The organism is Mesorhizobium sp. M0563 (genome assembly GCF_040321065.1).
Lineage (GTDB): Bacteria > Pseudomonadota > Alphaproteobacteria > Rhizobiales > Rhizobiaceae > Mesorhizobium.
On record NZ_JAMYQV010000019.1, the window covers coordinates 78,602 to 103,515 of the forward strand.

Below are 24,914 nucleotides of genomic sequence, written 5' to 3' on the forward strand. Positions count from 1 at the left end.
AAAGGCTTAGAGCAAGCCATGCTCAAGGTGAAGCGTCTCTGGAGTTGCACGGCTGACAAAGCGCTTGACGCGTATCCTCCCCGGGAGGATATGCTCAAGCATGTCAGATCACCTCCACGCCTCGCATCCTTCCATCATAAAGCGCCTGAAGCGCGCGCAAGGTCACCTTGCGGCTGTGCTGGCCATGATCGAGGCGCATCGCCCTTGCGTTGATCTGGCGCAGCAGCTTCATGCCGTCGAAAGGGCCATCAGCAGCGCCAAGCGCGAGCTGATCAACGATCACATCGAGCATTGCCTCACGGACAGCGTGGAAACCGGCGGCAACTCGCTGGCGGAACTCAAGCAGCTGGCGAAGTATCTATGAATGCCATCGTAGCCCGCATTCTGGACTGGCTCGGGTTCGGCTCGCACGCCGCACATCATCACGGCGATCACGGTTCGCACGGTCACACTCACGGCGTCATCGATGCGACAATTGCTACCACCGACCGGGGCATCTGGGCAATCAAATGGTCGTTCGTAATCCTGGCCATCACCGCGGCGTTGCAGATGGTCGTGGTTGTGCTGTCGGGGAGCGTGGCATTGCTGGCCGACACGATCCATAACATCGGCGATGCGACAACGGCGATCCCGCTATGGATTGCGTTCGTGCTGGCGCGGCGCAAGCCGTCGCGGACCTTTACCTATGGCTTGGGCCGGGTCGAGGATCTGGCCGGCATCATCATCGTGCTCATCATCCTGTTCAGCGCTGTTGTCGCCGCCTACCAAGCCATCGACAGGCTGATCAATCCACAAGTAGTGACACACCTCGGCTGGCTGACGGCGGCGGGCATTGTCGGCTTCCTCGGCAACGAGGCGGTTGCCGTGTTCCGTATCCGCGTCGGCCGCGAAATCAACAGCGCGGCACTCATTGCCGACGGCTACCACGCCCGCACCGACGGACTTACCAGCCTTGCCGTGGTCATCGGAGCCATCGGCGTCTGGCTCGGCTTTTCCTTGGCCGACCCGATCGTCGGCCTGCTGATCACGATTGCGATCTTCGGTATCGTGTGGCAATCGGCCCGTTCGGTGCTGACCCGCATGCTGGACGGAATCGAACCCGGTGTGATGGATGAAATCCGACATGCCGCCGAGCATGTTGCGGGCGCGCATATTGTCGATGCTAAGGCGCGCTGGGTCGGTCATAGATTGCACGCCGACATCGCAATTGCCGCGGACGAAACCTTACCGCTGTCGGCGGCGAACAAGATCGCGGCAGCGCTGAAAGACGAACTGTCCCAGCATATGCCAGCCCTGGCTGAGGCGAATGTCCGGTTTTCAACGGAACGTGGAGAGAACGACCATCCGCACCCTCACGAGCACACGCATGACCACGGCCACATGCACTGACGCTCGCCGATTTTCTGCTAGTCTCGTCCGATGTTCCAGACGCTCGTCGAATTTCAGCGCACGATCTATCTGACGCTCGGCGAGCAGATCAAGCTGCTTGCGGCCGGAGGCAATTGGCTGGCATTCATGGCCTTCCTGCCGATGGGCGTCGTGTTCGGGGCTGCCCATGCGCTGACGCCGGGTCATAGCAAGGCGGTCCTGGCGACCTATCTTGCCGGTTCGGATGCGAAGGTCTCGCGCGGCCTGCTCGTGTCTATCACGCTATCGTTCACGCATGTGACGATTGCCGTTCTGATTGCGGCTCTCTCGCTGCCACTGGTCTCCATAGCATTGGGCAGCGTTGGCCGCGCTCCGCTTCTGGAGCATATCAGTCGTGGGCTGCTCGGCCTCATTGGCGTCTGGATGCTCTGGCGCGCTTTGAGCCACAGCCATCACCACAGGCACGAAGGCGAGGCTGTCGGCGTGATGGCAGGCCTGATCCCCTGCCCGCTGACGCTTTTCGCGATGACTTTCGCGATCTCCAGGGGTGTTCCGGCAGCGGGCGTCCTGTTTGCCATCACCATGATGGTCGGCGTGGCGCTGACGCTGTCCTGCGTCGCGGTATTGTCGATCGTGTTTCGGGAACGGCTTGTACAGTTTTTCGCGCGCCAGCCACGGCTGTTCGAAACCATCTCCCGGGCCATCGAGGGCGCTGCCGGTCTCGCCCTTGCCGGCGTCGCTGTCTGGCAGATCACATCAGCTTAAGAGAAAACATGGTTTCAGCCACTGCATGGCGTCCGGGCCGGTGCAGCGGTTGGAACGAGCCAAGCCGACGCCGGTCATGTCACATCGATCACGACCATCAGCCCGCCGCCGCCCTTCTCCTCGACATTGTTGTTCGTGGTGTGATGCGGGATGTGGCAATGGATCAGCCATTTGCCCGGACGCTGTGCCTTCCAGATCACGTCATAGCGCTGACCTGGCCCGACGTTGACTGTATCGGCAAGGAAACGACCCGAGGCAGGGATCGTCTCGCCGTCGCGGGCAACGACCTCGAACGGTCCGCCATGGATGTGCATCGGATGGATGAAGCCGTTGTTGGTGCCGATGAACCGCACCTTGAGCGTCTCGCCGACCTTCATCGGAATCGTCTCGGTCGAGGGATAGGCCTTGCCGTTGATGGTGAAGAAATTCGGCATGCCGCCGTCCATCGGCATCGACGGGTAGGTCAGCCCTTCCCGCACCAGCCATTCCTGAAGCTCGATGACGTAATCATGGTCGGCCGCGACCTCATCGGCGGGATTGGCGGGATCGATGATCAGCGCACCGTAGAGGCCGAGCGCCTGGGTCCGGTCCGGCTTGGCATGGGGGTGGTAGAAATAGGTTCCGTGCTGGGTTGCGGTGAACTCGTATGAATAGGATTGCCCGGGCTCGATCGGCGCCTGGGTGATTTCGGCTGGCCCATCCATCTGGTTCGGCAGGATCAGGCCATGCCAATGCACCGTCGTTTCCTCAGGCAGGCCGTTGGTGACGTTGATCCTGATCCGGTCGCCCTGGCGAATGTGAATTCGCGGGCCGGGAATCTGGCCATTATAGGCATAAGCGTCGACCGCAACGTCCGGCAGGATCTGCCAGCGGACCACCGAAGGCCTGAGCTCGAACACTTTGACGCCGTTCTCCATTCGAAACGGCAGGTCCTGGTCGCCCTTTGCCGGCAGACCATAAGAGGCGGTCACGAGGCGCGGATCGGTGGCGGCCATGTCGCGCATTGCGTCGGCGGGCGTGTCGCGATCCATGATCATGCCTTGCGGCATGATCACCCCGCCGACATCGCGCGCCGACAAGGTTAGGTTCAGCCAGTTCGCCGGCGCGATCATGCCGATGGCGAGGGCCAGCAGGGAGACCATGCTGAGGGCGGCGACTTGCGGGGTCGTGGCATCCGTCTCCATGTGATGACCGGCGCCGCCTTTGCCTTTGTGGGAAGCCATATCGTGGTGCTGCCCGTGATGGCCGCTGGCGTCGGCCTGCTGCATTTGCATCTGCGCGTGTTGCCCTTGGTGGGGCTGCTCTCGACCGTCGGTGCCGGCCGCCTGTTGGCGCTGTGTCATCAGCCCATGTTTCAAGCCGCGGGCGACCAGCCAGACATTGGCCGGGTAGGCAAGCGCAAAGCCGGCGATGACGCCGATCGACATCACGCCCCAGAACAAAAGCTCCGTCGGTTCCATCGCGCGCATGTCGCGGCCCATCATCAGAAAACTCATGACCGGCGCCATGCCGGCCATCATGAAGTTCATGGAGATGAACTCGGGCAGAAAGCTCTTGCGCACATTCTCCCAATAGGTGCCGCCCATCATCGATTTCATGAACAGCGACTGGAAGATGAACAGGCCGAAGGCAAAGCCGGCGAGATATTCGACGATCAGGTCGATCCACATCGGCAGGCCGAGCGCCGCCGTGACGGCGGCGGCAAGAATGATGCCGGTGGCATCGCCGGCGACGCAGTGGATGGTGGAGCCGACGCCCTGCTTCCAGAGCGGCCGGGTAAAGAGTTCATGCTCGCCCGGCCGGGGCTCCTTGTCGGCTAGCACGTAGAGCAGCAAGCCGAGCGGACCCATATAGAGGGTAACCAGGATGAATCCCCATTTCATCACCACCGGCTCGGGATTGTTGCGATATTGATCGAAGCCGACATAAAGCGTCGAAGCCAGCGCCAGTGCGAACCAGACGACGAGAAAATAATCGATCGGTTGGATGAGCATCGGGATGAACCTTGACCTGCCGCCGCACGCGCCAACGCGGCTCGTTATACAACTCCCAATGGCAATGAACGCAGCCGGCGCGCTTATGATCCGTGCCGGCCTTAGCTACCAGGTTGCAGGTGACCACTCGAGCGGCCTGAAGCACGCTTGCTATCTTCTCGCGCCGCGCACGGTCAGCGCTCGTCGAATACGCGTAAGGCCCTGAGCAACGCAGCGAGCCCGGTCCGCCGGTCTTGTTCCGAACCGGCGTACAGGATCAGTGCAGGATCTGCGACAGGAACAGTTTCGTGCGTTCGTGGCGCGGGTGGTCGAAGAACTCGGCCGGCGTGTTCTGCTCGACGATCTGGCCTTGGTCCATGAAGATCACCCGGTTGGCGACTTTGCGCGCAAAGCCCATTTCATGGGTGACGCAGAGCATGGTCATGCCTTCCTCGGCCAGCCCGACCATCGTCTCCAGCACTTCCTTGATCATTTCCGGGTCGAGCGCCGAGGTCGGCTCGTCGAACAGCATGATACGCGGGTTCATGCACAGCGAGCGGGCGATCGCCACGCGCTGTTGCTGGCCGCCGGAAAGCTGGCCGGGATATTTGTTGGCCTGTTCCGGGATCTTGACGCGCGTGAGGAAATGCATGGCGATTTCCTCGGCCTGCTTCCGCGGCATCTTGCGCACCCAGATCGGCGCCAGCGTGCAATTCTCGAGGATGGTCAGATGCGGAAACAGGTTGAAGTGCTGGAACACCATGCCGACTTCGCGGCGCACCTCGTCGATCTTCTTCAGATCGTTGGTCAGTTCCTTGCCGTCGACTATGATCTTGCCCTTCTGGTGTTCCTCCAGCCGGTTGATGCAGCGGATCATCGTCGATTTGCCGGAGCCCGACGGGCCGCAGATGACGATCCGCTCGCCGCGCATCACCTTTAGATTGATGTCCTTCAGGACATGGAATTCGCCGTACCATTTGTGCATGGCGATCATGTCGATGGCGACATCGGTGGTGGAAATATGCATCTTGGCGGCATTGACCTTGATCTCTTCCGCGCTGACGGCGTTTTCTATGACCATGACAAGGTCCCCTTTTTAGCGTTTGTGGCCGGTGTCGAGACGGCGTTCCGTGTACATTGAATAGCGCGACATGCCGAAGCAGAACAGCCAGAAGATGAAGGCCGCGAACACCAGGCCGGACCTGGCCGTCTGCGGCGTTGCCCAGCTGGCGTCGGAGAAGTTCTGCTTGACGATGCCGAGGAGGTCGAACATCGAGATGACGATGACCAGGCTGGTGTCCTTGAACATGCCGATGAAGGTGTTGACGATGCCGGGAATGACCAGCTTCAGCGCCTGCGGCATGACGACCAGACCCATCTTCTGCCAGTAGCTGAGGCCGAGCGAATCGGCGCCCTCATACTGGCCTTTGGGGATCGCCTGCAGGCCGCCGCGCACCACTTCGGCCATGTAGGCGGCGGCAAACAGCGACACGCCGATCAGCGCGCGCAGGAACTTGTCGAAGCTGACGCCGGCCGGCAGGAACAGCGGTAGCATCACGCTGGCAAAGAACAGCACCGTAATCAGCGGGATGCCGCGTACCGTCTCGATGAAGATCACGCACAGCAGCTTGACGATCGGCATGTTCGAGCGCCGGCCGAGCGCCAGCACGATGCCGACCGGCAGCGACACAGCGATGCCCACGAAGGACAGGCTGAGTGTCACCAGCAGTCCACCCCAAAGCGGGGTTTCGACATAGGGCAGGCCGAACATGCCGCCGAGCAGCAGAACGAAGGCGACGACCGGCAGCGCAAAAAAGAGAAGAATGGCATTCAGCCCCTTGCGCGGTACGCGCGGAATGAGCAGCGGCACCAGCAGCGCCACGAACAGGATGGCGACCAGGATCGGGCGCCAACGCTCTTCCAGGGGATAGCGGCCGAACATGAACTGGCCGAACTTGGCGTTGACGAAGGCCCAGCAGGCGCCGGTCCAGCCGTCCGGCTGGATGCCGCCCTGCGCCACGGTGGCGCAGACCGTGCGATCCGGTCCCGTCCACTGGGCGTTGATGAAAGCCCAATTGACGATCTGCGGCAGGATCATGGCAACCAGCACGATGCCGATGATGGTCAGGATGGTGTCGCCGGTCGACGCGATCAGATTCTTGCGGACCCAGGCGCCGAGGCCGCGCTCGCTCGACGGCGCCGCCTGCGCCAGCGCCATCTCCGTCCGCACCCAGGACATATCGTGCTCTTGCATGGCCTTATCTCTCCACCAGCGCCATCCTGGCGTTCACCACGTTCATGACCGCCGACGTGATCAGGCTGAGCGCCAGGTACACCGCCATCATGATCACCACGCCTTCGACTGCCTGCCCGGTCTGGTTCAAGACCGTGCCAGCCGTCGCCGTCAGGTCCGGATAGCCGATGGCGATGGCGAGCGAGGAATTCTTGGTCAGGTTGAGGTACTGGCTGGTCAGCGGCGGAATAACGATGCGCATCGCCTGCGGCACGACGACAAGCCTGAGGATCGATCCCGAACGCAGCCCGAGTGCAGCGGCCGCCTCGGTCTGGCCTGCGCTGACGCCCCTGATGCCGGCGCGCACGATCTCGGCGATAAAGGCGGCCGTATAGCAGGACAACGCCAGATAGAGTGACAGGAACTCGGGCCTGACCTGAAAGCCACCGACGAGATTGAAGGTCGACTGCTTTGGAAATTCAAAGCTCAGCGGAAAGCCGCTCAGCGCGTAGGCCAGCAGCGGCAGGCCGACGATCAACGCTATGGATGTCCAGAACACCGGGAATGGCTGCCCCGTCGCCATCTGCCGCTGTCGCGCCTTGCGGGCGACGAACCAGGCCATGGCGATGCCGAGGAGCAGTGCGACCAGGATCAGCCAGGATCCCTCGCCCCACATAGCGCGGGGAAAATAGAAGCCGCGCTGGTTGAGAAAGGAGCCGAACGGCAAATTGATGCTGTCGCGCGGCGGCGGCAGCACGGCGAGCACGCCGGAATACCAGAAGAAGATGACCAGCAGCGGTGGGATGTTGCGGAACACCTCGACATAAACGGTGCAGATCTTCCTGATCAGCCAGTTATGCGACAGCCGGCCTATGCCGACGATGAAACCGATGATGGTGGCGGTGATGATGCCGACGACAGCAACGATCACGGTGTTGATAAAGCCAACCAGGATGGCACGGAAATAGGTCGAATCCGATGAATAAGCGATGGCGCTTTCGCTGATGTCGAAGCCGGCGCGGCCCTTGAGAAAGCCGAAGCCGGAAGCGATGTGCAGCCGCGTCAAATTGGCGATGACGTTGTGGGTGACCCACCAGACACCCGCTACCAGCAGGACGAGGACCAGTGCTTGAAAGAATATGCCGCGGACGCGAGGATCATTGATGAAGGAACCGCGGCTTGGCTCCTCGCGAAGAATTTCCTGCGATGCCATTAAACCACCACCCTTCTGGCGACCATCCCCTGGAAAGAGAAACCGGAAGGCAGGAAGCTGCCTTCCGGATCACATTTCGATCAGCGGATCGGCGGAGCGTATTGCAGGCCACCCTTGGTCCACAACGCGTTGATGCCGCGCGCGATCTTCAGCGGGCTGCCCGAACCGACATTGCGTTCGAACATTTCGCCGTAGTTGCCAACTGCTTTGACGATGTTGACGACCCAGTCGTTGGAGACGCCGAGATCGGTGCCGATCTTGGTGTCGGCTTCCTGGCCGAGCACGCGCTTGATCTCAGGATTGTCCGAGTTCTTCATCTCGTCGACATTAGCCTGGGTGATGCCCAGTTCCTCGGCCTGCAACAGCGCAAAGTAGGTCCACTTGACGATGTGGTACCACTGGTCGTCACCCTGGCGCACGGCCGGGCCGAGCGGTTCCTTGGAGATGATCTCGGGCAGCACGACATGGTCGGCCGGCGCGCTGAGCGTCAGGCGGATGCCGTAGAGACCCGACTGGTCGGTGGTGTAGACGTCGCAGCGGCCGGCGTCATAGGCGGCGTTGACCTCATCCAGCTTTTCGAAGACGACGGGGTTGTATTCCATCTTGTTCGCCTTGAAGTAGTCGGCGAGATTGAGCTCGGTCGTGGTGCCGCTCTGCACGCAGACCGCCGCGCCCGAAAGCTGCAGCGCCGAATTGACGCCCGGCAGTTTCTTGGCGTTGATCATGAAGCCCTGACCGTCATAATAGGTGACGCCGACGAAGTTCAGGCCAAGTGCCGTATCGCGGTTGATGGTCCAGGTGGTGTTGCGCGACAGGATGTCGACCTCGCCCGACTGCAGCGCGGTGAACCGCTCCTTGGCGCTGAGCGGCGTGAATTTGACTTTGGTGCCATCGCCGAAGACGGCGGCCGCCACGGCGCGGCAGAAATCCACATCGATGCCTTTCCATTCACCCTTGTCGTCCGGCGCCGCGAAGCCAGCAAGACCTGTGTTGGTGCCGCACTGGATGAAGCCTTTCGCCTTGACGTCGTCGAGCGTGCTCGCGGATGCGGCCGAAGCCGCGAATCCAAACGCGGCGGCGCCCAAAACGCCGATTGCAATGTGTTTCATGACCCACAGACCCTTTTCTGTTTTTTCCAGGCGAACCTGACTTTTTCCCGTGTGAACGCAGCTTCGTATCCCGGCCCATTACCGGAATCCCGCATCGTAACCGACGCGCTGTCTCCCATTCACGAACAACATCGAAGGCGATTATTCCTGTGAGGTCAAGGGAAATGACCAAATCCGAAAGACTTTGAAAACCAACTGGCTGAAATGCCTGAATCGCAGACAAACGCGCCCGCAAATCGGTCAACGCGCCGATAAAGCCGGCAAAATCCGATCGCGCCTTCCCGACCGCGACTTCCCGACCGCGCCGGGCGCCCTGCGGATCTACGGCGCATTGCTGAATTGGCATATTCAAGACCTTTGCCTGGCGAGTGCGGTGCGGTTGCGCGGCCAATGCCGCCGCACTATGGCTAACGACCTACTCACGGGACGAAATGCAATGGCAAAAGACGGCAGCGAGATGGGCATCAACACGCGGCTCGCCCATTCCGGCAACAACCCGCATGACTATTTCGGCTTCGTCAACCCGCCGGTGGTGCATGCCTCGACCGTGCTTTATCCCAACGCGGCGGCGATGGCTTCACGCAGCCAGAAATACACCTACGGAACGCGGGGCACGCCGACCACCGATGCGCTGAACAGCGCGATCGATGCGCTGGAAGGCTCTGCGGGCACGGTCGCGGTTCCATCGGGCCTGGCGGCGGTGACGCTGCCGCTGCTCGCCTTCCTGTCGGCCGGCGATCATCTGCTGATCGTCGATTCCGTCTATCACCCGACCCGCAATTTCGCCGACACGATGCTGAAGCGGCTGGGCATCGAGGTCGAGTATTACGAACCGCGCATCGGCGCCGGCATCGCGGCGCTGATCAAGCCCAACACCAGGGTGGTGTTCACCGAATCGCCGGCCTCCAACACTTTCGAGGTGCAGGACATACCGGCCATCGCCAAGGCAGCGCATGCCGCCGGCGCCATCGTCATGATGGACAACACATGGGCGACGCCGCTCTACTTCCGCCCGCTCGACCATGGCGTCGACATCTCGATCCATGCGGCGACGAAATACCCGGCCGGCCATTCCGACGTGCTGCTCGGCACGGTCTCGGCCAACGCAGCCTGCTGGAAGCAGCTTTGCGAGACGTTCAACACGATGGGATGCTGCGCCGGGCCGGATGACGTCTACCAGGTGCTGCGCGGCCTGCGCACAATGGGCGTGCGGCTGGAGCACCATCAAAAGAGCGCGCTTGCCCTCGCCGGCTGGCTGGAGGGCCAGCCGGGCGTGGCGCAGGTGCTGCATCCGGGGCTGCCCAGCCATCCCGACCACGTTTTGTGGAAGCGCGATTTTTGCGGATCGAGCGGCATCTTCTCTATCGTCCTTGCAGGCGGCGGACAGAAGCAGCAGCACGCCTTCCTCGACGCGTTGAAGTTTTTTGGCCTCGGCTATTCCTGGGGCGGCTATGAGAGCCTTGCCGTGCCGGTACTCCTGAGCGACCGTACCGTCGCCAAGGGCCCGTATGACGGACCGCTGGTGCGCCTGCAGATCGGGCTCGAGGATGTCGAGGATTTGAAGGCCGACCTGGCGCGCGGGCTGGCGGCGGCCGCAGAGGCCTGAGCCAGCACCTTGCCAGACTGAGTCAGGAATCGGCGTAACAGCCTGGAAACACTGCGATCCTGAGCGGTGTCATGGCGACCGATCAGCCGATGAAGCGGCGTCTACAAAATAGAGACGCCGGCGTGGCGGAAGCGATAGAATAGCTTCTGCCGGCGCTTGATGCGGATCGAGGCTGGCCGGCGGATCGGTCGGGAACCTTTTGTCGGCCGATGCATCCAATATCCCGATGAGAAGCCTATCAGGAGATCGCCAATGCCGGCTGTGTTGACGGCAACGTCCGCCGCTTCCGGCGACATGCAGCTTGTCGGCCGCGCGCTGGCACGCGATGGCGATGCATTCCGCACCATCATCAAGACGCACAACCAGAGGCTCTACCGCATCGCCCGCGGCGTTGTGCGCAACGACAGCGAGGCCGAGGACATCGTCCAGGAGGCCTATGTCAGGGCGTTTGCCCACCTCGAGGCCTTTCGTGGCGATGCCTCGCTCGCCACGTGGCTGTCGCGTATCGTCATCAACGAAGCGCTCGGCCGCTTGCGCAAAAGGCGGCGAATGGTGGCGATACCTGAAAATCCGCAAGCCGAAATCATCCGGTTTCCCCTCAACCCGAGCGACGATCCGGAGCGGACGATGGCGCAACGGCAGATCCTTGAGCTTGTCGAACGGGCAACCGACAGTCTTCCCGATGTCTACCGGCTGGTGTTCGTGGCGCGAGTCATCGAGGGGCTGAGCATCGAGGAGACCGGCGAACTGCTTGGCGTGCGACCAGAAACCATCAAGACCCGGCTGCACCGCGCTCGTGCGCTGGTGCGCAAGGCGCTGGACGACCAGATCGGCCCGGTGCTGCTCGACGCGTTTCCGTTCGCGGGCCGGCGCTGTGAACGGCTGACCAATGCCGTGATGCAGCGGCTTGGTCTTTCCGGATAGGTCGCGTCGATTTTCGCGGGAACGTTTTCCGGCGACCTGCATCCAATGAGCATCACTGAAAACGAAGCCCGATGCAGCTCGGCGTCGGGGCGAAGGAGAGCATCATGTTTATTCGATCGACCACGGCACTGGCCGCATTTTTCCTGCTTAGCGCAGCGCCCTTGTCGCAAGCTGCCGACAAGCCGACCGATCCGCAGATCGCACATATCGCCTACACAGCGGGCGTGCTTGACGTCGAGGCGGCCAAGCAGGCGCTGCAGAAATCGAAAAACAAAGAGGTCGTAGATTTCGCCAAGGACATGGTGCGGGATCACGAGGCCGTCAACAAACAGGCTCTCGACCTGGTCAAGAAGCTCAAGGTCACGCCTGAGGACAATCCGACCAGCAAAGCGCTGACCAAGGCGGCGGCCGAGGAACGTGCCAAGCTTGCCAAGCTCAAGGGCGCGGCGTTCGACAAGGCCTATGTCGCCAGCGAGGTGGCCTACCACAAGCAGGTCAATGGCGCGCTCGAAACTCTGCTGATCCCGTCGGCCGGCAATGCCGAGCTGAAGAGCCTGCTGGAAACCGGCCTGAAAATATTCCAGGGCCACGAACAGCACGCCGAACACGTCGCCGGTATGCTGAAGTGAGGATCGGGCCAATGGTGTCGAGGCGGCATCTGTGGGTTGCGCTGGCGCTGACCATCGGCGCCGCACCTGCCAAGGCCGAAACCATTGAGGTGACGATCGACAAGGTTGTGTTTTCGCCGGCAAAGATCGAGGCGAAGGTCGGCGACACGATCAAGTGGGTGAACAAGGACGTGTTCGCCCACACGGCAACCGTCAACGGCGGCTGGGAAGTGATGATCCCGCCGAAGCAGGCAGCAAGCCTGATGGTGAAGAAGGCCGAATCGGTCGATTATTTCTGCCGCTTCCATCCCAATATGAAGGGCCATGTGACGGTCACATCGCCCTGACTGGCTAATGCATGTCGCGCAAAAGTGTGCAGCGGTTTTGCGATAACGCCATGCATTAAACAAGAGCCTAAAGCGCGTCGCATGAGGCCGGTCGAACGCGACGCGCTTTTAGGCCGCCAGCCATGCCGTCCCGACAAGAAGCGTGACCAGCGTCAATGGCAGGCCAACCTTGAAGAAGGCGATGAAGCCCAGCGGCTTGCCGGAGACCCGCGCGTGCTCGGCAACGATCAGATTGGCGACCGAGCCGAGCAGCGTGAAATTGCCGGCCAGGGTCGAGCTCATGGCGACGACCAGCCAGGCACGCTCTGGATTCTCCAGGCCGGGTATGAACGGCCGCAGCGCCAGCACGGCCGGGACGTTGCTCATGATGTTGGACAGCACTGCGGTGAAGCCGGACAGCCGCCAGACATCATTCAGCCCAAGGTCCTTTGCCGAAGCGACGATGTCGGGCGTAAGCAGCGTCTTCTCCGCCCCGGCGACGACGATGAAAAGCCCGGCGAACATGAACAGCAGCGGCCCATCGATCTCGCGATAGATGCGCTCAGGCTTGATGGCGCGGGTCAGCAACAGGATCGCGCCGCCGATCAGCGCAGCTTTGGCAACGGGAACGCCGGCAAAGAAAGCGACCGCCAAACCGATACAGACCACCACCGCCTTCAGCACTTGCCCCGGCAGCATGCGACCGCGATAGACTTCGGGGCTAAGCTCGGCCTTGCGCGAAAATTCGGCGCGGTAGACGATGCGGATGATGACGATGACGGCGACGAGGCCGAACAGGGCCACCGGCGCAAGCGCCGCCGAGAAGGCCGGATAGGAAATCCCCGACAGGGCGCCGATGACCATGTTCTGCGGATTGCCGGTGATGGTGGCGACACTGCCGCAATTAGATGCAGTGGCGGTGGCGATCAGATAGGGAACCGGGTTGCGGTTGATGACGCGGGTGACATGGACGACGATCGGCGCCATGACCAGGCAGATGGCGTCGTTGACCAGGAATGCCGACAGGACGCCGGTCAACAGCGTCACCATCACCAGCAGCATGAATGGCGCATGCGCATGCTCAATGGCGAACCCGCCGAGCGCGCGAAAAGCGCCGGACACTTTCAGATGCGCCACGACGATCATCATGCCGAGCAAAAGCGTGATGGTGTCGAAGCTGATGGCGCGGTAGGCGTCCTCCATGCTGAGCGCGCCGATGGCGATCATCGCCGCACCGCCGAGCAGCGCGATGCCTGCCCGGTCGAGGCGCAGCCCTGGTATCCTGCCGATTGCGACGCCGGCATAGGTCAGGACAAGGATCAGCAGTGCCGCCGCGCCCATCGCTGTCATGTTTCGGAAATCCTGTTCGCGACTGGCGAGTGAACCTGTCCGGAATGGACCTGAATTGTTTGGCGATCCCGACAGGATTCGAACCTGTGACCATCGGCTTAGAAGGCCGGTGCTCTATCCAGCTGAGCTACGGGACCGCTGGCCGGCCGCATGACCGGCTGATTGTTGGGCGCCGGCAGGGCCGGCATAGGATCAATGCGTCCAGGGCGTCCTGCGGTCATAGCGGAAATTCTCCGCATAGGAAATCTGGCGGCGTTTGATTTCCTTCGGCTCCTCGACGCGGAAAGCCAGCCCTTCCTTCTCGGCATAGGCGACCGCCTCTTCCCTGGTGTCGAAGGTCAGCCTGATCTGGCTTCGCATGTCGCCGGACGTGGTGTAGCCCATCAGCGGATCGATCTTCTTGCGCTGCTCCGGATCGAATTCCAGCACCCAGTAGCCGGTCTTGGCCTTGCCGGACTGCATCGCGGTTTTGGCTGGGCTGAAAATGCGGGCTGACATGACCACCTCATTGCTGGTTGCAAGCACATGACCCGAGACCAGATTACTGTTCTCTGGCCATGCACTAGCTCGTCATTACTGCGCAATGCCGCCGGCAGCAAGGCCGATGGCTTTTTAGCTTGCTTTGGCGGGCCGAAATCACTAGGCAACAGACCGTTCGGAGTGTAGCGCAGCCTGGTAGCGCATCTGGTTTGGGACCAGAGGGTCGGGAGTTCGAATCTCTCCACTCCGACCATTCATCAAGCAAATCTCGTCGGCAGGGCAAGCGGATCACGCTCGAGCGTGTCTCCTGTCGCCGGTCATGCTTAAGCGACGGACGGACAGCACGAGCCTGCGCTGCCCGTCCGATATGCGAGCCGTCAGCCCTGGATGAAGGCCAGCAGATCCGGATTGATGATCTCCGGATGGGTGGTGCACATGCCGTGCGGCAGGCCCTTGTAGACCTTGAGCGTGCCATGCTTCACCAGCTTGGCCGCAAGCAGCGCGGAATCGGCGATCGGCACGATCTGGTCGTCGTCGCCATGCATGATCAGGACGGGAACCTCGATCTTTTTGAGGTCGTCGGTGAAATCGGTCTCCGAGAATGCCTTGATGCAGTCGTAATGGGCCTTGGCTCCGCCCATCATGCCCTGGCGCCACCAATTGTCGACGGCGCCTTGCGAGATCTTGGCGCCCTCGCGGTTGAAGCCATAGAACGGGCCGGCCGGCACATCCCTGTAGAACTGGGCGCGGTTAGCGGCCAGAGCCGCGCGAAAGCCGTCGAAGACTTCGATCGGCAAGCCGCCGGGGTTGCTGTCGGTCTTGACCATAATCGGCGGCACGGCGCCAATCAGCACCGCCTTGGCAACACGGCCGCCGCCGCCATAAAGCGCGACGTAACGCGCCACCTCGCCGCCACCTGTCGAGTGGCCGATGTGGATCGCATCCCTGAGATCGAGATGCGCCGCCAGCGCCGCGACGTCGGCAGCGTAGGTATCCATGTCGTTGCCGGTCGCGGTCTGCGACGAGCGGCCGTGCCCGCGGCGGTCATGGGCGATGACGCGGTAGCCCTTTTCGAGGAAGAACAGCATCTGGTTGTCCCAGTCGTCTGAGCTCAGCGGCCAGCCGTGATGGAACACGATCGGCTGGCCCTTGCCCCAATCCTTGTAGAAAACCTCGGTGCCGTCATGGGTGGTGAATGTGCTCATCGTCCTACTCCTTGATGGAAAAGTTGGCGGGTAACAGGGAAGCTTTTAGCCCCCTTCAGCTGGACAAATTATAACAGTGCGGTCAGGGTGAGCATTGGAAAAACGGACATTCAACGTGGCAAAACTGACAAATGACGGCTGCGCGTGATCTGATCGAAATCGGCCTTGTCTTGTATCCCGGCGTGCAGGAAGCAGCCGTGCTCGGCCTGACCGATCTTTTCATGCTGGCAAACCGGCTGGCTGTCGAGCGGTCGCCGGAGGCGGCGACGCTTCGCGTCAGCCATTGGCGGCTGCAGGAGGCGAGCCCAACGGTTATCCGCACCTTCGACAGCGGGTCCGGTGCTGGCCATGGACCTGCCATGGTCATCTTGCCCCCGACCCTAGGTGATCCGATTCCGCGCGAGGCGGCAGCACCCTATGCCGGGTGGCTCAGGGACCGCCACATGGCAGGGGCGACGCTCGGTTCGGTCTGCGCCGGCGCCTTCGTGCTTGCCGAGACCGGCCTGTTGTCCGGCCGTGCGGCGACGACGCACTGGGCCTATCGCGACGCGCTGGCGCTACGCTTTCCAGACATCCTGCTCGACGCCGACAGGCTGGTCATCGACGATGGCGATATCATCACCGCCGGCGGCTACATGGCCTGGACCGACCTTGGCCTCAAGCTGGTGGACAGGGTGCTCGGGTCAGCCGTCATGATGGACACGGCCCGTTTCATGCTGGTCGATCCGCCGGGCCGCGAGCAACGTTTTTACAGCCCGTTTGCGCCGCGACTGACCCATGGCGACGAAGCGATCCTCAAGGTGCAGCACTGGCTGCAGGCGAACGGCGCGCGTGACGTGACGCTTGGCGCCATGGCCGAGCATGCCGGACTGGAGGAGCGGACTTTCCTACGCAGGTTCCGCAACGCCACCGGCCTCAAGCCGACCGAATATTGTCAGCACCTGCGGGTCGGCAAGGCGCGCGAGATGCTGGAAACCACGATGCGATCGATCGACCAGATCGCCTGGGAGGTCGGCTATGACGATCCCGGCTCGTTCCGCAAAGTATTCGCCAGGATAACCGGATTGGTGCCCGGCGACTATCGCAAGCGCTTTGGCACGGAACGAGCTGTGATTGTGGGTGGAGAGAGCTGAGGCCCGGCCGCCGCGCAATGGCGCTATCGATTCGATGCTGCCAAAGGCAAGCTCGCCGGGAAGAGAACCCCAACCACCCCATCTCCCGGCGAGCCTACTTACCTGATTGATACGCAATCAGGACCGGGATCAGCCGGCAAGCTCCTTGCTGCAAGACGGATGCCAGCTTTTGTTCCCGAAATGGGACAGTGGCTGAACTGGAATCGTCAAATCTCGAACTCGCCCTGCCCTTCATCCATGGCGCTGACCGTCTCGGCTGCGAGCGCTCGCGTTATCGGCGTCTTGCGCTCGAGCGCGGTGCGGTCGAGCCGTTCGACCACCCGCATGGCGGTGGCCAGCGAGCGTTCGATGCGGCGCACCAGGTATTGCACGACATGCGGCTCGACCTCGACCTGGCGGTCGGCGAACAGTTTTGTGATGACGCCGGCCAGCAAGAGATCGTCGGGCTCGTGGATCTCGACGGTAGCCGCCGCCTTGAGCCGCGAGGCCAGGTCGGGCAGCCTGACGCCCCAGGCGGAGGGAAAGCGGCGCGCCGTCAACAGTAAGGTCGAGCCGGCGCCGCGCACCGCATTGATCAGGTGGAACAGGCCGTGCTCGTCGACCGGGCCGGCGTCGACATCGTCGATCAGGGCCGGATGCGCGCCGAGATTTTCGATACAGTCGCCGATGCGGGCGGCCTCCACTTTCACCGCGTCGGCGCGGGTCCGCCAGATCGAGGCCAGATGGGTTTTTCCCGAGCCGGCCGGCCCAGCCAGCACGACAACCGGCGACGGCCAGTCCGGCCAGCGGTCGACAAGCGCCGCGGCCTGGCTGTTGGTGGCGGAGACGACGAGCTCGTCACGCGAATAGCCGGTGCCGTGGCCTAGATCGAGCGGCAATTGGCGCGGCGGATCGATCTTGTTGTCCGGCATCTGGCTCAACCGCGCGCGCCCCCGCGGCGCCGAACCGGCAGCGGCGGCACCGGCTCGTCGGCATGGCCCTTGTAGAGCGGCGATTCGAGATAGCGCGCGATGGCGAAACGCACCAGAACGGCAACGGCGGCGGAAGCCGGAACGGCGATCAGCAGGCCGACGAAGCCGAACAGCGCGCCGAAGGCAAACAGCGCAAACATCAGCCATACCGGATGCAGGCCGACGCTTTTGCCGACTAACCGCGGCTGCAGGATGTTGCCCTCGATGAACTGGCCGACGAAGAACACGCCTGCCACTGCCGCGATCATGGTCCAGTCCGGCCAGAACTGGACGAAGGCAACGCCGACAGCCAGCACCAGCCCGGTCAGCGAGCCGACATAGGGGATGAACGAGATCAGCCCGGCGAACAGGCCGATGAGGATGCCGAAATTCAGGCCCGTCAGCGTCAGGCCGGTGGCATACATGGCGCCGAGCACCAGGCAGAGCGTACCCTGGCCGCGCACGAAGCCGGCGGTCGCGGTGTTGATGTCCCTGGCGATCGCCCGGACCGTCTTGACATAGTCGCGCGGCACCCAGCCGTCGACGATTGCCACCATGCGGTCCCAGTCGAGCAGCATGTAGAAGGCGACGACCGGCGTCACCACGAACAGGCTGACAACCGAGACCAGCGCCACGCCGGAGCTCCAGATCGAGGTGAAGACCGTAGTCAGGAGACCGAAGCCGGAGGTCAGCAGCGAGTTCAGCCCTTCGCGCAGGCCATTGGCGTCGACGCCGAATTTCTCTTCCAGCCATTTCGGGTCGAAACTGGTGATCAGGCTCTGCAGCCGGGTCAGATAGTCCGGCAGCTTGCTGGCGAAATCAGCCATCTGCGAGGCGAGCACCGGAACCAGGATGACGACGGCCAGCACCAGGACGACGATAAAGGCGATGAGGATGACCACCGTCGCCATCAGCCTGGACAGGCCGAGACGCTCCAGCCGGTCGGCGACAGGGTCGAGGAAATAGGCGAGCACCATGCCGGCGACGAAGGGCAGAAGGATGCCGCTGAAGACATAGAGGAAGACGGCGAGGATGATGGCGCTGACCAGCCAGAAGCGGATCTGGCGGCGAAACGACGCCGATGCCGCAGCCTCCGCTGCCGCGGCTTCGGCCTCGGCGTCGATCGACCGTTCGTCGGGTCCCTGGTGTTCAGGTGCCCCGCGTTCAGGTGCCGGGTGTGGAGCCTTCGCCATAGCCGCTCATATGCCTCAGCCAAGCCACGAGATAGGCCGCGGCCGAAGCCACGGTCAAGACCCCGGACAGCAATATGAGGGCCGGCCTCAGCGGATCGAGACGGATGTCAAAGGCGAGTTCGCCCAACACCACTGCCGCCAGCACGATCTGGATCGCGGTGTTGGCCTTCGACACCAGGAGCGGCTTCATCTCAACCGGATGCGCCATGACGGTGGACAAAAGCACGGCGCAGACGATCAGCGCGTCGCGCGACACCATGGTGATGACCAGCCATAGCGGCAACTCGCCGCTGATGCCCATGACCACGAAGACGGAGACCAGCAGCAGCTTGTCGGCCATCGGGTCGAGATAGGCGCCGAGCCTGGAAAACTGATTGAAATGGCGGGCGATGAAGCCGTCGACGCCGTCGGAAATGCCGGCAATGAGGAAGCCGGCAAAGGCCCAGTCCCAGCGTTCCTGCAGCATGGCCAGCACCACGGCCGGCACCAGCACGAAGCGCATGATCGTGATCATGTTGGGGATGGTCAAACGCATTATCCCGTCGCTCTTGTTTGTCGATACATGATGGAGATGGAGGGTCACGGCAAGTGAGAAGCGACAAAAGTTGGGCCGTGCACGGGTTTGTCGAGAGCGCACTGGCCGCGAAGCTATTTTGGAACAAGCGGCGCAGTGGCTGGACTCTTCGGCAACCATCAAGGCACCATGGCGCAACAAAGAGGGAGTGGAACCTTGTCTTTGGCCGTTGGCGAAGCGCGTAAGTATCTCGATACGTTCATGATGGGACATGGCTTTCGCCGCATCCGGAAAGGCGTCTTCGAAGTCGACCGGAGCGACGATATTAGCCTGATTCTCGAAGAAGCCTTTACTGCAAGCTCTGGCGATGTTCATGTGAACATGCTCGTTTACCTGGACTTTCTTACCGTCAGGCCGTTGCTTGAAAGGCTGTACGGCAAAAAATGGATCTGGCCCGGACTGTCGCAGTTTCATCCCGAAACGATATTTAACAATGAGCTGAAAGCTTATGGTCGTTACTTCGAGAACCTTGACCAGACGAGCATAGATAGGTTGCTGGGGAAATATGTCGAGCTGGCGCGACGGATCAGGGCTCAGAATCCGGACCTCGCCAGTTACGTCGCCGGACATAGCGAGCTGCTCGACAAACCTTACGAATTCACACAGCCCTTCGCCGTTCGGATCCTCGCGCTGATTGCCTGCGAAATCGAACTTGGGCACTACGAGCGGGTGAGGCAGGCTGTGCACTGGATTCGAACGAACAATAGCGGAATAGCGCTGAGCGGCTACGCCAAGGCACAACTCGACCGCGTCGACATGGTTCTGGCGGAACGAGAGGGACGTCCATAAGGGCGGCAGCTTGGGCGACTGTCCACTCTTTTGTCGAGCCAAGACAGTCTGATCCCGCCGTCATCCTTGCGAGGTGCGGCCGTTCATGCGAAGAGCCCGGGAAAGCAATAGCTTATTTTCCCTACTGCTGAATGACGATGGCGCAGAGAATCACAATCGCTTGGCGAGTAACGCTTTGCTATCTGGCCGGACTGACAGAAAGTCTGCTGGCTTTCGCATCTTTCGGAGCCCCGCACCGCAACATAGCGACGCAAGATCTTCTGTGGGCCTTCGCTCTTGAGCTGGCCGTGGGCGTGGTCGTCTCTTGGCCCCTCTGGCTGACGGCTGCGGTCGTGGCGTTTCTGTTCGCGAGGTCGGTCGTTGCAAATCCAGGTCTGTGGGCTGCCGCGGCGGCTTTGGTCGCCGCCGGCTTCTCGTATGGAATCCTGCCCTTCGACGGTGAAATCAGGTCTCTTGCCACCGTCGGTGGCCTCGCCGCAATTCTGGCGGGGATTTCTTTTTACTGTTGGAGTATATCGCGCCCGGTTCCGCCGGTATCCAACTGAAAACACCATCATCGCGCGCTTGCCTTGCGGGGCAAAACCGTTCATGCGAAGAGCCCGCAAGCGAATGAAACCAGCGACAGGCAAGCGCAACAGATGAGCAGGCGCCGGAAATGAGCAAGCGCAAGAACGGGCTCACCTATGCCGAAGCGGGCGTCGACATCGATGCCGGCAATCTCATGGTCGAGAAGATCAAGCCGCTGGTGCGTGCGACCCGCCGGCCGGGCGCCGATGGCGAGATCGGCGGCTTCGGCGGCCTGTTCGACCTAAAGGCCGCCGGCTTCACCGATCCGGTGCTGGTCGCCGCCAATGACGGCGTCGGCACCAAGCTGAAGATCGCCATCGACGCCGGCAAGCACGATACGATTGGCATCGACCTCGTCGCCATGTGCGTCAACGACATCGTCGTGCAAGGCGCCGAGCCGCTGTTCTTCCTCGACTATTTCGCCACCGGCAAGCTCGATCCCGACCAGGGTGCTTCGATCGTCGGTGGTATCGCCGCCGGCTGCCGGCAGGCCGGCTGCGCGCTGATCGGTGGCGAGACGGCGGAAATGCCGGGCATGTATCACGACAAGGACTACGACCTTGCCGGCTTTGCAGTTGGTGCCGCCGAACGCGGCCAGCTGTTGCCGACCGACGACATCGTCGAGGGCGACGTGCTGCTCGGCCTTGCCTCGTCGGGCCTGCATTCGAACGGCTTTTCGCTGGTCCGCCGCATCGTCGCGATAAGCGGCCTTGGCTGGGGCGATCCGGCGCCGTTCAATGACGAGGCGACACTGGCCGAGGCGCTGCTCGAGCCGACGCGCATCTACGTCAAGTCGATCCTCAAGGCGATCCGCAACACGCATGGCATCAAGGCGCTGGCCCATATCACCGGCGGCGGCTTTCCCGAAAACATCCCGCGCGTTCTGCCCAAGGATTTTTCGGCCGAGCTCGATCTCGGCGCCATCGAGGTGCCACCGGTGTTTTCGTGGCTGGCCAAGACCGGCGGCGTCGCGCCGGAAGAGATGATGCGCACCTTCAATTGCGGCATCGGCATGATCCTGGTCGTCGCCTCCGGTCAGGCGGCGCAGGTCGCCGCCGTTCTGCAGGAGGCCGGCGAGACGGTGACGCCGATCGGCCAGATCGTGCCGCGCCGCGATGCCGGCGTCATCTATCGGGGCTCGATCGGCCTATGACCAGAAAACGCACCGTAGTGCTTATTTCGGGGCGCGGCTCCAACATGACGGCGCTGATCGCGGCCGCCGGCAGCCCGGCCTATCCGGCCGAGATCGTCGGCGTCATCTCCGATCGCGCCAATGCCGCCGGCCTCGGCATCGCCGCGGCTCGCGGCATCGCCACCAAGGTGATTTCGCGCTCCGATTATGCCAGCAAGGAAGCGCATGACGGGGCGATCGATGCGGCCCTCTTGTCGTTCGGCGCCGAAATCGTCGCGCTGGCCGGCTATATGCGCATCCTCGGCGCGCGTTTCGTCGAGAAGTGGCAGGGCCGGATGGTCAATATCCACCCTGCCCTGCTGCCTGCCTTCAAGGGGCTGGATACGCACGCGCGAGCCATCCGCGCAGGCATGCGCATCCATGGCTGCACAGTGCATTTCGTCACGCTCGACATGGATGACGGGCCGATCATCGCCCAGGCCGCAGTGCCGGTGATGGTCGGCGACAATGAGGACACGCTGGCCGCGCGCGTGCTCAAGGCCGAGCACCAGCTCTATCCGCTGGCGCTGGGCCTGGTCGCCGAAGGCAAGGCGCGGATGGAAGGCGGCCGCACGGTGTTTTCGCGCTTCGCCGACGATGCCGACAACGCCACGTCGGTGGTGATCGCGCCCGACCCGCTGCGTGAAGAGACCGATCTTGAGCACCTGGCGCGGATAACGCCGTGATTGCTTTTCAATCGGCTGGGTCGTGAACCCCATAAATTAGCCGTGCGGTGGGCTGCGAAAGCCTGCTGTGTCTCGATAGCGGCCAGATTTTCGGCAGCACAGCGCAAGGACGCGATGTGCCAAAGGCAGACGCCAGTGATATTGATTTCGGGTATAACGAGGTATGACGTCCGTGCCCGAAACGACAGACTATGACACCATCGCCGGGCGTTACTCGGCGATGATCGATGAGCGGCCCTGGAATGCTCTCTACGAGCGCCCGACGACCTTGCATCTCCTGCCACCGGTCGACAATATCGATGTTCTTGATGCCGGTTGCGGTCACGGCTGGTACGCCGATTGGCTGATGTGCCACGGTGCTCGCGTGGTTGCTGTCGACCGTAGCGCCGCAATGGTTGCTCTCGCGCAAAAGCGCGTCGCAGGTCGCGCCCGCGTGATCCAGGGCGACGTGAGCAATCTGCAAGGTATCCTCGGCGACGAGACTTTTGACCTCGTGCTATCTTCGCTCGTCCTCCATTACCTAGCGGACCTACCAGCCGTTTTTTCTGAATATGCGCGGCTGCTTCGACCAACTGGCACGCTGGTATTTTCGACGCATCACCCAGTTCACGATCAAGTCAGCATTCTCGATCCTGGATATTTGAATGCCGAACTGATCGAGGAGGAATGGGGATGGCTCGGGCAGAAAATGCGCTACTATCGAAGGCCGCTACGCGATCTGACTGAGCCTCTTGCGGATGCTGGATTTGTCATTGAGCGGATGTGCGAGCCGACGCCAAGTGAGGAACTGAGACTGAAGGACCCAAAGGGATATGATCGACTTTGCCGCCTCCCGGCGTTCATTTTCGTGCGCGCCCGGAAGGGCAGCTCATAGACGATGCGACGTCGCCGACAGCACAGGTAAGTCATAGGAGACAGCTTGATGGCGACCGTCGAAAAAGTCAGCGAGGTGCTACCCGAATGCGGGCTTGGCCAGCCCTTGCGCATAGCCGAAGCGGAGCGATTACGGAAAGCCTGGGCGGAGGGGCTGGAGAGTGGTCCGTCCGCCCCGTTCGACATCGAGGATATAAAAAAAAAAGCCCGCAGCAGGTTCGGCAACGCCATCAAAAACCAGCGGAATGGCTGACATCCGGATCGTTGACGGCAAATTATCTCGTGCTTTATTGACTGGCCGAACAATGCGTCGAGATTGTCCGCGTCGTGCATGGCGCACGCGATGTTTCGGCCTTATTTTGAAACCATGATGCAATTGCTGCTCCTGCGTCACGCTAAGTCGAGCTGGGACGATCCTGGCCTCATCGATTTCGACCGGCCGCTGTCCGGGCGCGGGCGGAAAGCAGCGCCGCTGGTCGGGCGCGAACTGACCCGGCGCGGCTGGCTGCCGGAGCTGGCGCTGGTGTCGCCGGCGCTGCGCACCCGCGACACATGGCGGCTGGTTTCGGCGGAATTGCCGGCGAAGGTGCAGGCCAAATTTGCCCAGGCGCTCTACGAGGCAGCGGCGGCGGACATCCTCGCCAAGGTGCGGCAAGTAAAGGCGGAGACCGGAACGCTGCTGGTGCTTGGCCACAATCCCGGGTTGGAGGAGTTCGCGCGCGGGCTTGCCGGGGCTGGATCGGATGAAGCGGCGCTGAAAAAGCTGGCGGAAAAATTCCCGACCGCGGCCCTGGCTCGGTTCGACGTCGATGGCGATTGGGCCGGTCTCACCTTCGGCAGCGCCCGACTGACGCACTGCATTTGGCCGAAGGATCTGCGTTAGGGATTTACCAACAGGCCGGGGGAAAAACCGCCGATCCCTCGACCGACCGAGCTTCGCACAAACAAGAGCGGCGGGCCAAGCCCGCCGTTCTTTGTGCTCCCGGGGTTTGAGGAACTAGCGGCCCCAGTTGCCCCGGCCAGATTGGGGCACTACGGGCTGATCCGTGCCGAATCGGGTCGTCGCCCCGGTGTCGACGGCGTTGTGCTCAGCCGCCAGCGGCTTGCGGATGGAACCGGTAAACCCGCTGTCGATAGCGCCGACAGGCGCATTGCCAACAGGCGCGGCCGGCTGGTTGGCACCGTCCGAACCATAGTGGTCGCTGCCGGCAAAGGCGCTGCCCGTGGCGGTGAGGACGATAGCGGCGATGGTAAGAGCAATCTTGGTCATTTCGGGTACTCCAGTGTGCTGGTCATTCGTGAGTTGTCGTTGCTTTCGACGCATTCGAGATGAGAGCGCTGCCCGCGCCGACGAATACGCATCGGCTTTTTCCGACGTGCACGTTGCTGGACGATTTCAGCAACCGAGATTGTGGCTACAGATGAAACCTGCAATTCAAAGTATTCGATTGGCGCAGGATTCGATCCAGCGCTCGTCCCGGCTGATACGCGAAAGCAAGAGTAGCGGGCCGAGCCCGCCGCTCTTTGTGTTCCGGGGCTGTGATAATCAGCGGCCCCAGATGCCTGGGCCGGATTCAGGCGCCACCGACTCGGAAGTCGTCTTGGCACCGGTATGCTCGGAAGTAACCGGCTGGCGGATCGAGCCGGTGAACGTGTTGTCAACGTTGGCAGCAGGAGCGGCCGGCTGGTTGACGTTGTCCGAGCCATAATGGTCGCTGCCCGCAAAAGCGGTGCCGGTGGCAACGAGGATGGCGGCGGCGGTAAGAGCGATCTTGGTCATTTCAGGTACTCCGGTAGTTCTTTGGTCTGTCCGTCAAG

28 protein-coding genes and 2 tRNA genes are annotated in these 24,914 nt (G+C 62.2%); 15 read left to right on the forward strand and 15 right to left on the reverse strand.

Annotated elements, in window-relative coordinates:
* Positions 1-100 precede the first annotated feature (100 nt).
* Genes NKI50_RS22655 through NKI50_RS22665 form a run of 3 tightly spaced genes read left to right on the forward strand, consistent with a single transcriptional unit; the run spans position 101 to position 2,133 of the window.
* Positions 101-364, forward strand: a complete 264-nt coding sequence (locus tag NKI50_RS22655; RefSeq protein WP_023719742.1) for a metal-sensing transcriptional repressor — start codon at positions 101-103, stop codon at positions 362-364.
* A complete protein-coding gene (locus NKI50_RS22660; protein WP_502895887.1) occupies positions 361-1,389 on the forward strand; it encodes a cation diffusion facilitator family transporter in 1,029 nt (342 codons plus the stop codon). The genes NKI50_RS22655 and NKI50_RS22660 overlap by 4 nt, the downstream gene beginning before the upstream one ends.
* Positions 1,390-1,419: 30 nt before the next feature.
* Complete coding sequence (locus NKI50_RS22665; protein WP_023719744.1) at positions 1,420-2,133, forward strand: HoxN/HupN/NixA family nickel/cobalt transporter; 714 nt, start codon at positions 1,420-1,422, stop codon at positions 2,131-2,133.
* Positions 2,134-2,207: 74 nt separating this feature from the next.
* Here the strand turns inward: NKI50_RS22665 and NKI50_RS22670 are convergent, their stop codons facing one another.
* From NKI50_RS22670 to NKI50_RS22690, 5 genes are all read right to left on the reverse strand, one after another.
* On the reverse strand, positions 2,208-4,127 hold the full coding sequence (locus NKI50_RS22670) for a multicopper oxidase domain-containing protein (protein ID WP_023719745.1): 1,920 nt from the start codon (positions 4,125-4,127) through the stop codon (positions 2,208-2,210).
* A 256-nt stretch (positions 4,128-4,383) separates the two neighbouring features.
* Positions 4,384-5,133: an amino acid ABC transporter ATP-binding protein gene (locus NKI50_RS22675; RefSeq protein ID WP_502900375.1), complete on the reverse strand. Its 750-nt coding sequence runs from the start codon at positions 5,131-5,133 to the stop codon at positions 4,384-4,386.
* A 69-nt stretch (positions 5,134-5,202) separates the two neighbouring features.
* Positions 5,203-6,360 carry an amino acid ABC transporter permease gene (locus tag NKI50_RS22680; protein WP_023719747.1) on the reverse strand — a complete coding sequence of 386 codons (1,158 nt, stop codon included), beginning with the start codon at positions 6,358-6,360 and terminating at the stop codon, positions 5,203-5,205.
* Positions 6,361-6,364: 4 nt separating this feature from the next.
* Positions 6,365-7,552: an amino acid ABC transporter permease gene (locus NKI50_RS22685; protein ID WP_023719748.1), complete on the reverse strand. Its 1,188-nt coding sequence runs from the start codon at positions 7,550-7,552 to the stop codon at positions 6,365-6,367.
* Positions 7,553-7,632: 80 nt separating this feature from the next.
* The gene (locus tag NKI50_RS22690) at positions 7,633-8,661 is read right to left on the reverse strand and encodes an amino acid ABC transporter substrate-binding protein (protein WP_023719749.1); all 1,029 of its coding nucleotides are present in this window, start codon (positions 8,659-8,661) and stop codon (positions 7,633-7,635) included.
* Between the two features lie 436 nt (positions 8,662-9,097).
* Here NKI50_RS22690 and NKI50_RS22695 point away from each other — a divergent pair, with 436 nt between their 5' ends.
* The 4 genes from NKI50_RS22695 (at position 9,098) to NKI50_RS22710 (ending at position 12,146) form a co-directional block, all read left to right on the forward strand.
* Positions 9,098-10,267 carry a cystathionine beta-lyase gene (locus NKI50_RS22695; RefSeq protein ID WP_352717605.1) on the forward strand — a complete coding sequence of 390 codons (1,170 nt, stop codon included), beginning with the start codon at positions 9,098-9,100 and terminating at the stop codon, positions 10,265-10,267.
* A 252-nt stretch (positions 10,268-10,519) separates the two neighbouring features.
* On the forward strand, positions 10,520-11,191 hold the full coding sequence (locus NKI50_RS22700; protein WP_023719752.1) for an RNA polymerase sigma factor: 672 nt from the start codon (positions 10,520-10,522) through the stop codon (positions 11,189-11,191).
* Between the two features lie 104 nt (positions 11,192-11,295).
* Positions 11,296-11,820, forward strand: a complete 525-nt coding sequence (locus NKI50_RS22705) for a DUF4142 domain-containing protein (RefSeq protein WP_023719753.1) — start codon at positions 11,296-11,298, stop codon at positions 11,818-11,820.
* Positions 11,821-11,831: 11 nt separating this feature from the next.
* Positions 11,832-12,146, forward strand: coding sequence for a cupredoxin domain-containing protein (locus NKI50_RS22710; protein WP_031194217.1), 315 nt, complete (start codon positions 11,832-11,834; stop codon positions 12,144-12,146).
* 108 nt (positions 12,147-12,254) lie between these two features.
* Here NKI50_RS22710 and NKI50_RS22715 read toward each other — a convergent pair whose 3' ends face one another.
* From NKI50_RS22715 to NKI50_RS22725, 3 genes are all read right to left on the reverse strand, one after another.
* Positions 12,255-13,475: an anion transporter gene (locus tag NKI50_RS22715; RefSeq protein ID WP_023719755.1), complete on the reverse strand. Its 1,221-nt coding sequence runs from the start codon at positions 13,473-13,475 to the stop codon at positions 12,255-12,257.
* 60 nt (positions 13,476-13,535) lie between these two features.
* A tRNA-Arg gene (locus tag NKI50_RS22720) sits at positions 13,536-13,612 on the reverse strand.
* A gap of 55 nt (positions 13,613-13,667) precedes the next feature.
* Complete coding sequence (locus tag NKI50_RS22725) at positions 13,668-13,973, reverse strand: ETC complex I subunit (RefSeq protein ID WP_023677641.1); 306 nt, start codon at positions 13,971-13,973, stop codon at positions 13,668-13,670.
* Positions 13,974-14,131: 158 nt separating this feature from the next.
* On the opposite strand from NKI50_RS22725, the gene NKI50_RS22730 reads away from it, so the two are divergent.
* A tRNA-Pro gene (locus NKI50_RS22730) sits at positions 14,132-14,208 on the forward strand.
* Between the two features lie 124 nt (positions 14,209-14,332).
* Here NKI50_RS22730 and NKI50_RS22735 read toward each other — a convergent pair.
* Positions 14,333-15,160, reverse strand: a complete 828-nt coding sequence (locus tag NKI50_RS22735; RefSeq protein ID WP_023719756.1) for an alpha/beta fold hydrolase — start codon at positions 15,158-15,160, stop codon at positions 14,333-14,335.
* Between the two features lie 131 nt (positions 15,161-15,291).
* On the opposite strand from NKI50_RS22735, the gene NKI50_RS22740 reads away from it, so the two are divergent.
* Positions 15,292-16,293, forward strand: coding sequence for a GlxA family transcriptional regulator (locus NKI50_RS22740; protein ID WP_023719757.1), 1,002 nt, complete (start codon positions 15,292-15,294; stop codon positions 16,291-16,293).
* Between the two features lie 206 nt (positions 16,294-16,499).
* On the opposite strand, the gene hdaA is transcribed toward NKI50_RS22740, so the two are convergent.
* From hdaA to NKI50_RS22755, 3 genes are read right to left on the reverse strand one after another with little or no spacing between them, the layout of a single operon-like run.
* Positions 16,500-17,204, reverse strand: a complete 705-nt coding sequence (gene hdaA, locus NKI50_RS22745) for a DnaA regulatory inactivator HdaA (protein ID WP_023719758.1) — start codon at positions 17,202-17,204, stop codon at positions 16,500-16,502.
* Between the two features lie 5 nt (positions 17,205-17,209).
* Complete coding sequence (locus tag NKI50_RS22750; RefSeq protein WP_023719759.1) at positions 17,210-18,436, reverse strand: AI-2E family transporter; 1,227 nt, start codon at positions 18,434-18,436, stop codon at positions 17,210-17,212.
* Positions 18,408-18,965 (reverse strand): CDP-alcohol phosphatidyltransferase family protein, encoded by a 558-nt coding sequence (locus tag NKI50_RS22755; protein ID WP_023719760.1) that lies wholly within the window; start codon positions 18,963-18,965, stop codon positions 18,408-18,410. Before NKI50_RS22755 ends, NKI50_RS22750 begins: the two co-directional genes overlap by 29 nt.
* 141 nt (positions 18,966-19,106) lie before the next feature.
* Here NKI50_RS22755 and NKI50_RS22760 point away from each other — a divergent pair, with 141 nt between their 5' ends.
* Positions 19,107-19,799, forward strand: a complete 693-nt coding sequence (locus NKI50_RS22760) for a hypothetical protein (protein ID WP_023719761.1) — start codon at positions 19,107-19,109, stop codon at positions 19,797-19,799.
* Positions 19,800-19,882: 83 nt separating this feature from the next.
* Here the strand turns inward: NKI50_RS22760 and NKI50_RS22765 are convergent, their stop codons facing one another.
* Positions 19,883-20,389, reverse strand: coding sequence for a hypothetical protein (locus NKI50_RS22765; RefSeq protein WP_156948088.1), 507 nt, complete (start codon positions 20,387-20,389; stop codon positions 19,883-19,885).
* 65 nt (positions 20,390-20,454) lie between these two features.
* On the opposite strand from NKI50_RS22765, the gene purM reads away from it, so the two are divergent.
* From purM to NKI50_RS22790, 5 genes are all read left to right on the forward strand, one after another.
* Positions 20,455-21,519 (forward strand): phosphoribosylformylglycinamidine cyclo-ligase, encoded by a 1,065-nt coding sequence (gene purM / locus NKI50_RS22770; protein ID WP_023719763.1) that lies wholly within the window; start codon positions 20,455-20,457, stop codon positions 21,517-21,519.
* Positions 21,516-22,223 carry a phosphoribosylglycinamide formyltransferase gene (gene purN / locus NKI50_RS22775; RefSeq protein WP_023719764.1) on the forward strand — a complete coding sequence of 236 codons (708 nt, stop codon included), beginning with the start codon at positions 21,516-21,518 and terminating at the stop codon, positions 22,221-22,223. The genes purM and purN overlap by 4 nt, the downstream gene beginning before the upstream one ends.
* Before the next feature lie 172 nt (positions 22,224-22,395).
* Complete coding sequence (locus NKI50_RS22780) at positions 22,396-23,097, forward strand: class I SAM-dependent methyltransferase (protein WP_352717610.1); 702 nt, start codon at positions 22,396-22,398, stop codon at positions 23,095-23,097.
* 48 nt (positions 23,098-23,145) lie between these two features.
* Complete coding sequence (locus NKI50_RS22785) at positions 23,146-23,349, forward strand: hypothetical protein (RefSeq protein ID WP_352548774.1); 204 nt, start codon at positions 23,146-23,148, stop codon at positions 23,347-23,349.
* Between the two features lie 114 nt (positions 23,350-23,463).
* Positions 23,464-23,979, forward strand: coding sequence for a SixA phosphatase family protein (locus NKI50_RS22790; protein ID WP_023719766.1), 516 nt, complete (start codon positions 23,464-23,466; stop codon positions 23,977-23,979).
* Positions 23,980-24,093: 114 nt separating this feature from the next.
* On the opposite strand, the gene NKI50_RS22795 is transcribed toward NKI50_RS22790, so the two are convergent.
* Positions 24,094-24,366 carry a DUF680 domain-containing protein gene (locus NKI50_RS22795; protein WP_023719767.1) on the reverse strand — a complete coding sequence of 91 codons (273 nt, stop codon included), beginning with the start codon at positions 24,364-24,366 and terminating at the stop codon, positions 24,094-24,096.
* Positions 24,367-24,642: 276 nt separating this feature from the next.
* A complete protein-coding gene (locus NKI50_RS22800) occupies positions 24,643-24,876 on the reverse strand; it encodes a DUF680 domain-containing protein (protein WP_352717612.1) in 234 nt (77 codons plus the stop codon).
* Positions 24,877-24,914 lie beyond the last annotated feature (38 nt).